The sequence below is a fragment of the Noviherbaspirillum sp. genome (assembly GCF_035944575.1).
Classification (GTDB): Bacteria; Pseudomonadota; Gammaproteobacteria; order Burkholderiales; family Burkholderiaceae_D; genus Noviherbaspirillum.
On sequence record NZ_DASZBA010000110.1, the window covers coordinates 1 to 10,338 of the forward strand.

Annotated in this window: 10 protein-coding genes; 6 read left to right on the forward strand and 4 right to left on the reverse strand. The window is 54.8% G+C overall.

What is annotated here, in order from left to right:
* From VGU61_RS07035 to VGU61_RS07045, 3 genes are all read left to right on the forward strand, one after another.
* Nucleotides 1–186, forward strand: a 186-nt coding sequence (locus tag VGU61_RS07035; RefSeq protein WP_326858397.1) for a hypothetical protein, incomplete at its 5' end; no start/stop codon positions are given.
* 696 nt (nt 187–882) lie between these two features.
* Nucleotides 883–1,284, forward strand: coding sequence for a hypothetical protein (locus tag VGU61_RS07040; RefSeq protein ID WP_326858398.1), 402 nt, complete (start codon nt 883–885; stop codon nt 1,282–1,284).
* A 146-nt stretch (nt 1,285–1,430) separates the two neighbouring features.
* Nucleotides 1,431–2,219 (forward strand): glycoside hydrolase family 16 protein, encoded by a 789-nt coding sequence (locus VGU61_RS07045; protein ID WP_326858399.1) that lies wholly within the window; start codon nt 1,431–1,433, stop codon nt 2,217–2,219.
* 27 nt (nt 2,220–2,246) lie between these two features.
* On the opposite strand, the gene VGU61_RS07050 is transcribed toward VGU61_RS07045, so the two are convergent.
* Entirely contained in the window at nt 2,247–3,269 is a 1,023-nt protein-coding gene (locus VGU61_RS07050; RefSeq protein WP_326858400.1) for a tripartite tricarboxylate transporter substrate binding protein, read from the reverse strand.
* A 384-nt stretch (nt 3,270–3,653) separates the two neighbouring features.
* Between VGU61_RS07050 and VGU61_RS22625 the strand changes: the two genes are divergently transcribed.
* From VGU61_RS22625 to VGU61_RS07055, 3 genes are all read left to right on the forward strand, one after another.
* Nucleotides 3,654–3,863, forward strand: coding sequence for a hypothetical protein (locus VGU61_RS22625; RefSeq protein ID WP_414691609.1), 210 nt, complete (start codon nt 3,654–3,656; stop codon nt 3,861–3,863).
* A gap of 110 nt (nt 3,864–3,973) precedes the next feature.
* Nucleotides 3,974–4,336, forward strand: coding sequence for a DDE-type integrase/transposase/recombinase (locus VGU61_RS22630; protein WP_414691610.1), 363 nt, complete (start codon nt 3,974–3,976; stop codon nt 4,334–4,336).
* Nucleotides 4,302–4,778: a hypothetical protein gene (locus tag VGU61_RS07055; protein ID WP_326858401.1), complete on the forward strand. Its 477-nt coding sequence runs from the start codon at nt 4,302–4,304 to the stop codon at nt 4,776–4,778. Before VGU61_RS22630 ends, VGU61_RS07055 begins: the two co-directional genes overlap by 35 nt.
* 360 nt (nt 4,779–5,138) lie before the next feature.
* Here VGU61_RS07055 and prsR read toward each other — a convergent pair whose 3' ends face one another.
* From prsR to VGU61_RS07070, 3 genes are read right to left on the reverse strand one after another with little or no spacing between them, the layout of a single operon-like run.
* The gene (prsR, locus tag VGU61_RS07060) at nt 5,139–6,497 is read right to left on the reverse strand and encodes a PEP-CTERM-box response regulator transcription factor (RefSeq protein ID WP_326858404.1); all 1,359 of its coding nucleotides are present in this window, start codon (nt 6,495–6,497) and stop codon (nt 5,139–5,141) included.
* Between the two features lie 8 nt (nt 6,498–6,505).
* Entirely contained in the window at nt 6,506–8,575 is a 2,070-nt protein-coding gene (prsK, locus tag VGU61_RS07065) for an XrtA/PEP-CTERM system histidine kinase PrsK (protein ID WP_326858402.1), read from the reverse strand.
* 16 nt (nt 8,576–8,591) lie between these two features.
* Complete coding sequence (locus tag VGU61_RS07070) at nt 8,592–9,989, reverse strand: TIGR03013 family XrtA/PEP-CTERM system glycosyltransferase (protein ID WP_326858403.1); 1,398 nt, start codon at nt 9,987–9,989, stop codon at nt 8,592–8,594.
* Between the last annotated feature and the right edge of the window lie 349 nt (nt 9,990–10,338).

Sequence of the window (10,338 nt, forward strand, 5' to 3'; positions counted from 1 at the left end):
ATATCTGCGAAGGTGCCTTTCCCTATATATGGTGCGCAATACGATGCATGCTTTGATAAACGCCTGCGGCGGCATTGCCGCGGTGACCTTGTCACCAGCGAAACGCGGCTTGGCATTGCTTTACAGGTAAGGGCGATTGTGCATTTATCAACCATCGTCGGCGGCCACCTGCGCGCGCCGCCGTAAAGGTTGCAGCCTTGAATGTGTGAGCGACTGACTCAGATTCGCCGTCCGGCTATGCAGTCGGTCAGGGAAGGCTCTTCCAAACGATGTCGAAACCAACTTCGGCGCCGTCATTCATCACCAATCCTGTCCAGGTACGGCTCCCTCTCAGCCCCGCTCCCTCCTTCTTCCAGACTTGCATAGAAAAGCGTGGGAGCCAAGCAGCAATGACTTCACGGTCAATTGCACCTCAGCAGCGCAAAGGCTTTTGCCGCGACAGCGACCGATTCAGGGCGATCATCGCTCGAAATAGGTGTCCGGCTAGCGCGCCATCAGGATGGGGTATCACCCTAGTAACGGTTGATGGTGGTCTGCCATCACGATTTCCAGTGGTTGTTGCGCCAGCCGCAAGCACCTGCCTGACCACTAACAGCTTAAGCGTATTGACCTGCGCTAGAAAAGTGTCGGTATGGTGGTGCTGCTGGCAAGGTCGCGATTATCCATCACCGACCCTTTCCCGCCTTTACGGGTGCGCAGCATTGGCAGCGCGAGTCGTTAGCAGGATGAAAGTGCCAACACACTGTTTTCGCTGGCTATTTGTGCCGCATCAAACGTCTGTCACGGCAAGGCTCGATGCCGCTTGCGTGCTCGTCGCCACTGGCTAGACTCCACAGCTTGATGAAGCGGTTCGCCTGATGGCGCTGCTGCAAAGGAGTGACTATGAAGTGTTGCACTTTATTCTTTCCAGCCCTTGCATTTGTCCTGCTCGGGGTAGCAGCACCGGTGCAGGCACAGGAAGATACTGTTCCCGAGCCGTTCAGCGGGGTTCCGTATCGCGATCCCCGTCCACTTGAAGCGTTGCTCGCACTCGACGATCGGCAGTTCGGCGCGGCGCTGATGGAAAAGACACCAGATCAGGCACGGCAGATTTTTGCGCCGTTTATGCCGCCTGCGGCCACCGAAGCCGGCGTCTCGCGCGGCTTCTCCGGATTACAACTCGGGTGCCTGCAGGCGCGATTGCTACAAGCCTGCCGCAAGTATGCGCAAAGCCTGGTTGCGCTGCACCGGGCCAAGCAGCCGGCCGCCGGCACGTTGGCCAATCCGTTCGGACCGGCGCGGTAGCTGGGAGCCGTACGTGGCGGCCTGACTCGGCGGACGGACACTGCGCAACCATGCGAATGCGATTCGTGCCGTGCGGCGGAGCAGCCGAAGCAAAGCTGGCGACGGGTTCGACATCTGATTCGTAGCTGTAGCATCTGGAGACTGACATGAAACGATTCATCGTGACGCTGGGCCTGGCGTCAGCCGCGAGCTTCAATCCGATGGTGCTTTCGCAAGCGTTCGCCCAAGTGGCGCCCTACGGCCAGTCCGGCTCCGCTTACGTGCTCACCTTCTTCGACGAATTCAACGGCACCCAACTGGACAGCCGCAAATGGAATACGCATTTCTTCTATGACCCGCCTGACAACACACCGAACTATGCGGTGGAGGGCGGTTACCTGAAGATGTGGCCGGAGCGGCTTGCCGACGGTAGTTTTCCGAAGCGCACGATCGATACTGACAGCGGCAAGTTCAGCCAGCGCTACGGTTACTTTGAGATGGAAGCGAAGCTGCCTTACGGACGCGGCCCGTGGCCAGCGTTCTGGCTGTGGAACCACAGCGGCTCGACATTCCCCGAGATCGACATTATGGAAGCTTACCCAGGCGGCGGGCCGGCGAGCGAATGGTCGGATGCAAACCTGCATGCCAATACCTACGGCACCACGATCTGGCTCGATTCCACCACGCGCGCCGGCTTCAAGATGGTCCATCCGGAGCCCCCGCAGGACTTGTCGACGACCTTTCACAAATATGCAGTGAAGTGGGAGGCGAACCGGATCATCTTCTATTTCGATGGCAAGGAAGTCTATCGAAAGAACGCGCGGATCAACGTGCCGATGTATGTGTTGCTCGATCTCTGGTACGGCAGCGCAAGCAATCCGCCGGACAGCACGACGCCGACCGGCAAGACCAACGCTTTCGAGATCAACTATGTACGGGTATGGCGATCGCGGTAGTCACTGGCGATAAGCCATCAGCGCTGTTCAATCAGCCTTAATGCCGTTGTCGCGGATAACTTTACCCCAACGGTCAAAATCGCCGCGCATGCGCGTGCTCATTTGCTCTGGCGTCTGGTAGCTAGCGATCGTTCCGGCTGCCAGCATCTTCGCTTGTACTTCCTTGTCCGAAAGTACGGCCTGCATTTCCTTGCTGAGACGCGCGACGATGTCCTTTGGCGTGGCAGCAGGGACGACCAGTCCCCCCCAGGAAGATGCATCGAAACCAGGGAAACCCTGTTCTGCGACAGTCTTTACGTCAGGCGTGAAGCTGACGCGGCTGGCCGAACCCACGGCAATGGGGCGCAACGTGCCGGCCTTGATATGCGGCAGCGCAGCGATCATGTCGGAGAACATCATTGATACTTGGCCGCCCAATAGATCTTGGATGGCCGGTGCACTGCCCTTGTATGGAATGTGCTGGACGTCGAACTTGCCGAGGTTCTTCAACAACTCGGTCGAGAGGTGGCCAAAGCTGCCATTGCCTGCGCTGGTGTAGTTTAAAACGCCTGGCTGCGACTTGGCCTTGGCAACGTACTGCTGCAAACCGGTCACGTCGGGCATCTTCTGCGGATTGACAACCATCACGAGCGGCAATTCGTAGGCAACACCAACCGGAGTGAAATCCTTGAACACGTCGGCGCTCTTGCGTCCGCTCAGGTGCGGAAAAAGCAGTGTCGGCGTGGCCAGCATCATTAACGTGTAGCCATCCGGCGCACTCTTGGCGACGACGTCGGCACCGATCGTACCAGAGGCGCCAGGACGGTTTTCCACGATTACCTGCTGCTTGAGTCCATCAGTCATCTTTTGTGCAATGATGCGCGCGGCAGTGTCGGTCGGCCCGCCAGGCGGAAATGGGACTACCAGCCTTACCAGTTTGTCCGGATAGGATTGGGCGAACGCACCAGCGGCAAATGTTGCCAGTATTACGCCGCTTGCGATGGAGCGTAATTTGCGCGACACGGCGCTAACGTTTCTAGACGCTTCGTGTTTTTTGCTTGAGAGCAACATATATCTATCCTAATGTAGTGGTGTGCGTGTTCATGCTTTGCAGGGAGTGCAAAGCATGCTAGCAGATTCAGCGCACACACAGTCTGTATCATTGGAGCAAGCAATACAGCGCACCGCTGGCAGAGCGGGAAGCCGTCAAGGATCAGCAGCCCGAGAAGCAGCGCTTGGAGGCCGGACCGGAGGGGGCCGCCGGGGAGTGCGACATTCTAAAAATAGCTGTCGCGCATTTAGCCAAACTAGCCGGGTAAAGTACGTGTTTACCCTGAATCATGTCTCTCAGTATCCGGTACGTTTCCTCGCCGTGTCCTGAGCGTTCATCCAAGCGGATTCAATGCGTGGTCCGCCAATCCGCTGTCAAATCCTGCGCTCAAAGACAAGCGCCTGTTGATGCTTATCCGGCATTCGCGGCTTGAAAGCGGCTCTGTTCTTGGCTGTCAGAAGGTGACCGGAAGCCTGCGGAACCTAAGCGAGAGACGTAGCGAGCGACGCGTCTATCGTCTGATGCGCCATGAGACGCTGCGTTCGCAGACCGGCTATCACCGACATCCCGGCAAATGCGGTGGAGCGATCGCTGACATCGCACCAAATCATTGACATCAGCAATTTGCCGTTGATGTGTCGAATCGAGTCTGCGTCATGGATATCGCCTACATGCGAACACATGAAGGCTGGCTGTTGATGCCGGTGATGTTCGATCAGTTCTCATGGCGAGTGATCGGCTGGTCAATCGGGCCGTAAAAGGATTGGGACTAGCGTTGCATGCGCTATGGACAGCCGTGTGGCGCCGGCAGCCCAAGAAAACTGTCACGGTGCATTTCGACCAGGGCAGCCAGTCCGGCAGCTACAACTGGCAAACGTTTTTGAAGGCGCACAACTTGCAGCAAAGAAGGTGTGGCCGCGGGAATTGCCACCACAATGCGTTAGCAAAGAGTTCCTTCCAATTGCTCAAGCGGGAGCGGATTCGCCGCAAGGATGATTTGACAAGAGACACTGCGGGGCAGTGGTGCTTCAACGGCATCGGGTTGTTCAACAATGAGAAACGATGTTGCGACAATAGCAACCGGTGATCAAACTACGAAAAACGCTATTTCGACAGGCTGGCTAGTGTCTGAAAAACTGCTAGCGATTCAAACGCCAGCATCTCTCGAAGCTTCATTTTCTATTCAGCCCGAAACTCGTCATTTCGTCACGTTGCTTGTCATATTGACGAATCGGTTCGTCGCTCGTCAAACTGGTCTTAATAACAGCGGCAAGTCGCAAACAATTGATATTTACCTGATGTACCCTTTTCGAGAACGAGCCGCATGCGACAAACACATCGTCTGCCGAGCTGTTTGCCACGGGCGACGCGAAAGGTTTCAATACACATTAACCGTAACTGGTTTTGCAACGAGGGATGCCATTGCCTTTGCATATGGACCGAATACCCCATTGTCATTCCTGTTCTTCTGCCAAATCAATGCGCAACTGCCCGGCCATCATTGCAAAAACCTCTTTCAAATTGCGTGACACGTCTGCCGGAAGCAATATGCGTTTCTTTTCCCGGTCTGCCGAGTTGATACGGGGACAGGCGAAATGGACCAGCAATGATATTGGCGCAAATGCAGTGAGGCCCCATGCATCCAGCAGGCCATCGGGTTCGACAATAGGATTCTGGAGATGGTTAGTGAAAATAATGCCTGTGACAATCTCGTTTGCGCCGGACGATTTTTTTCAAAACCCACTTCCAAAGCCTAGGGCAGATTGTCCGCATCAAGACCCTCGATGCAAGCGTATTCGTAGGAGTCACCTTCGAAAGTTCCGAATCCCCCGAACCATGATTTCTGCTTCACCTGAACGTCCAGCGTCTGCGGCGCGCGAGAAGAGTGCTTACTTGATCCCGTACCGATTCATCAGATCGTAAATTGTCGGACGGCTGATCCCGAGAAGCTCCGCAGCTTTCACGATATTGCCGTCGACCTTTGCAAGCGCCCTGACCAGCGCTTTATGGCATGCGTCGTCCCGAACCTGGCGCAGGTTGAGAGGCTCTTCATCTTCTGATGTGTTCGGCAGCCCAAGATCCTCCGCTGTGATCTGCGGCCCGTCTGCCATGATGATCGCGCGCTTCATGCAGTTTTCCATTTCCCGCACATTTCCTGGCCACGGGTGATTGGCAATCGCGTTCAGTGCATCGTCACTGAAGCCGAGAACAGGACGACCTTCCTGCGATCCGAATTTTCGCCGGAAGTGGTGCGCCAACAGGGTCGCGTCACCCATACGCTCGCGCAATGCAGGTATCGTAATGACGATTTCACTCAATCGGTAGTAAAGGTCTTCGCGGAACTGACCCGCATCGACCATCTGTTTCAGGTTGCGATGCGTTGCGCATATGACCCGGACGTCGACCGGGATTTCGGTGCGCCCCCCGATGCGTTCGACAACCCGCTCCTGCAGAAATCGCAGCAGTTTCGCCTGCAACGGCATGGGCAGGTCCCCGACTTCATCCAGAAAAAACGTGCCTCCGCTGGCGAGCTCAATTTTTCCGAGTGTCTGTTTTACGGCGCCGGTAAATGCACCTTTCTCGTAGCCGAAAAGTTCGCTTTCCAGCAGGTTTTCGGGAATGGCTGCGCAATTGATGGCCATAAACCGTTTGTCATTGCGTGCGCTAATCTGATGCAGTGCGCGCGCCAGTATTTCCTTGCCTGTCCCGCTGTCTCCGAGCAGCATGACTGTCGCCGACGAAGGCGCTACTTTCTCGATGCTGCGGCAAACTTTCAGCATTCCGGGATCGCGAGTGATAATGCCGCTCAAGGGCGAATCCGCGAGATTTTGCTGAAGGCGGTGGTTTTCCTGTTGCAGGCTATGAAGATAGAATGCCCGCTCGATGATCAACCCCATCACGTCGAAGTCGAATGGCTTCTGGTGGAAGTCATAAGCCCCCATGCCGATCGCCTTGACCGCATTGGTCCGGTCCTGGTTCCCGGTGAGTACAATCACTTTCGTATTCGGGGCCAGCGCGAAGATCTGCTGAAGCAGGGCAAGGCCTTCCGTAGCGCCGTCGGCATCCGGCGGCAAACCGAGATCCATGGTCACAACGGCTGGTTCGTGACGACGGATTTGGGCGAGCGCGCTTTCCCGGTCGCCCGCGAGCAACACATCATAGGCATCGAAACCCCATCGCAATTGCTTCTGCAATCCAAGGTCGTCTTCGACGATCAGCAATTTTCTCTTTTCCTGGCTCACGGACATTCCCTGCATTATGTTGTGCTCAACATTTTATCTTCCTCATACCCGTACAGAGGAAGACTTACCCTGAAGGTCGTTCCTTCCGACGGTCGGCTGCTGACTTCGAGTCTGCCGCCAATCTGAAGAATGTATTCACGGGTTTCGAAGACGCCGATTCCCATCCCCGCCGACTTTGTGGACTCGAACGGTTTGAACAGACGCCCGCGGATGAATTGGTCATTCATCCCCTTGCCGGTATCGGCAATCTCGACTACCGCGTTGCCAGCGTCTTCCATCAGCCGAACATCAATCCTGCCCTCGCGCGGGGTGGCTTCGATCGCGTTCTGGATGAGATGGCCAATGACACGTTCAAGCCGTGAGGAATTCCCTGACACAGCCATGCCGGATGCGCGAATATCCAGGTGCGGTCTGGGTTCTCCGCCGCTCTTGGAAGCTATGGCCCGTTCAAGCACGTTTTCAAGTAATACCCGGCCCGAACGTTCAGTAGAGAAATCGCGGTTGAACTTCTGCAGAAGGCCCCGCATTTTGTGTACGGCATGATCGATGGTTTCCAGCATGTCCTTCTGAAACTCGGGACTCTCCTTGTGCTTCTCCGCATTTGCAAGAAGTAACGCAAGCTGGGAAACCAGATTCTTGAGGTCGTGCACAACGAAAGTCGACATTCGATTGAAGGTTTCAAACTGCCGCGCCACTGCCAGCGCATTTGCCGATTCCTGTCTTGCCAGATAGCTGGCAGCTTGCTTGCCTACGATCTTGAGAAGGTCGGTCACCTCCCAATTCAGTGTGATCTTGCTCCGGGATTTCGCGAGCACGACAAAGCCAAACAAATCGTCGTTTTCGATCAACGGTACGACGAGCCAGGCCTGGGGAAAGTTACGCAGCCATTCAGGAATAACCAGACCGTCGTATTTGGCCGGATCGGCATCAAATTCCTGTAAGTCGATGACCCATTGCTTTCTCTTCAGGAAGATGCATAACGCACTGTCCGTATCTTCCGGATCACTCCGGAATGTGAGGTTCCATTCGGCCGTCGCAACATACTGTTCTGCTCCGTTGGATGTGTACAAAATGCCCTTCGGGCTTTCCACCAGATGAGCAATCGCGCGCACCACACGTTCGCCGAGTTGAGGTCCTTCGACCGACAGGGTGCGGATGAAGTTGAGCCACTCCTCGCGATAGTCATACCCGTAGTTGTAAAAATGCTTGCTGATGGATACCTTGAGCCAGGAGCGAAATGTGCCGGAGAAAAGTACTGCGATCAGCAGTACGATTGCGCTGACCAGCAAGGTCACCTGCAGGACGGTTCCCCAATCGCCGCCGAAGAAGCGCAGGTAGTAGCCCGCTGCGGCCACCACAAGCAGGTAGATCGCTGAACCGAACAAGGTGGCGGAATGGAACAGAATGCGGCGGGAGACCGCTATGCCGACCGACCATTCGGGGTTCCGTGCGGCGGAAACGGCAATAAGGGGCACAGCGAAGGCATTGATGAAGCCACGTGCCGTCCAGATCTCGACATTAACTCTTCTGAAAAGCAGGGCATCGACGTAGAAGTAAAAATCATAGGCAAACAATCCGCCTATTCCGAGGCAGGCATATTTGATTCCCCAGCGTGCCTTGCCCGGTGTATTTCTGAACAACTGCTCGGTCAATATCATTCCGACGACGGCCATGCCGATAAAGCTCATGCTGCCAGCGATGCCATCGACGAAGTCGAAGCCTGCATACGAGAGAACTGCGGCAATAATCAGCAACATGTAGATCGACGCATAGCTTGCGGTCGGCTTGCTGATTTTCAATCTCATTACGGTGTGGGTGGGGAAAGAGGCATTGACCACACCGAGAAGAAACGCGGACCACATGGCGTTTCTCAACATCTCCAGGATGCCGACCGGCAGCGCGGCGGGCACGCCTTGCTTGGTAAAGTAGACGATGGAGATGGCCCATAAGGCGGTCACAAAACAGGCAAACGTGAGGACAGCGCCATGCCGCCGGCCTCGCCACTTGAGAAGCAGGAGTATGAAGAGCAGCAGGAATGCGCAGGCAGCGATCGAATAGCTGGCTACCGCGATGGCGGCTAACATCGGTTGGGCCCGGAAATCATCGGCTACCCTTGCCGAGTATCATGACTTGAAGGGTATCGATCAGAATTAACAAGTCGAGGAACAAGCTGTTGTTCTTGACGTAGTACAAGTCATACTGGAGCTTTTGAACGGCATCGGCGACCGAAGCACCGTATTGATATCGAACCTGCGCCATTCCGGTGATGCCGGGTTTGACGCTGTGGCGAACGTTGTAATAGGGGATTTCTTCGGAGAGCTGTTTTACGAAATAGGGCCTTTCGGGTCGAGGGCCGACGAAGCTCATGTCACCTTTCAGCACGTTCAGTATTTGCGGAAACTCATCAATCCGTAGAAGCCGGATGATGCGTCCGACACGGGTAGTCCTCGGATCGTTGGCGGATGCCCATTGTGGCGTGCCGCTACGCTCCGCGTCAGTCGACATGCTGCGGAATTTGAGCACCATAAAGTGCCTGCCATCCTTGCCAACCCGCTCCTGCCGATAGAAGATGGGTCCGCGATCTTCCAGGTAAATTAACAGCGCGGTTACCAGAAGAATCGGGAGTGCGATGATAAGGACGCTAATGCTCACCAGGAGATCGAAAACCTTCTTACAGGCGGAGCGAAAAAAGCCCTGATCGAAACCTGTCCCGAACACCAGCCAGCTGGGTTGCAAGGAATCGACCCGAATCTGGCAGGCCTCGCGCTCGAAGAACGCTGCGGAGTCGGTAACTTTGATGCCATTCAGCTTGCAGGTAAGCAGTTCACTGATCGGCAATGCCCCGCCTCTGCGATTCTGAACCGTAACAACGATTTCACTGATTCCGTGCTCGGTAACCATGTCCATCATCGTGCCTTTCATCGCCAGCACTTCTCCGGGAGGGACGCAGCATTCGTCATTTGCGACCGGCACGTAACCGACGATATGATATTTGCGGTCCATGCGAGGATCTTTGACCAGCACGCTGCATTCCTGAGCGAGTGCGCCGGCACCCAAAAACAAGATGCGCGATTGCAGAAATTTGGTCCGTGTGGATTTGAAGAAGATGGTTCGGGTAAGAAGTATCGCTGGTGCCGCCACCAGGAACATAAATCCAACGATCCCGCGACCGAGATAGAGATCGGGAAGAACGTAAAACACGAAGGTAATGAGCACAAAGCTCAACACGCAGGATGGCATCAGGCGAAGAAGGGTGGCCCTTATGCCTTCACGAAAGCTGATCTGATACATCCCTAATGCACTCATGCTGAAGATCATCACAAGAGCAAAAGCGAATGCTGATGTGAAGATCCCGTCCGCGCTTGGAGAAAGCGGAGTGATGGCATCTAAAAATCGAAGCGATACGCCGAGGTAAGCGGATCCAATCAAAACCAGCCCTTCCAGAACGAGCAGCGACGCGACTGCCGTGGACACGAAGTGATTGGAAATTCTTAACATCATTAACCTCGGGAATTTTTAATCAGTAAAGCGAGTGACTATTTCTAGTTCGGGATGGCGCCTCGTAAGTGATTGTCTTCCGAACAATGTTACGTCTTACTGAAAATCAAGGCATTGGTATTTTAGCTATTTCCTGTGTTACAAACAGTAGCTTTTTGGCATATTGACAGAATTAAATAAAATGCCAAGAAATTTCGGTGGAGAATTAAGACACTTCTATGTATTTGATTTCCATATGGAAATATTTTGAGCAGGCTTGGCCAGGGTTGACTGGTTTGCCGTATGTGTTTCGTGATGTATGACTTTCGCGCCTTATTCCGGAAATGAATATCTACTTCTTGTCGCCATT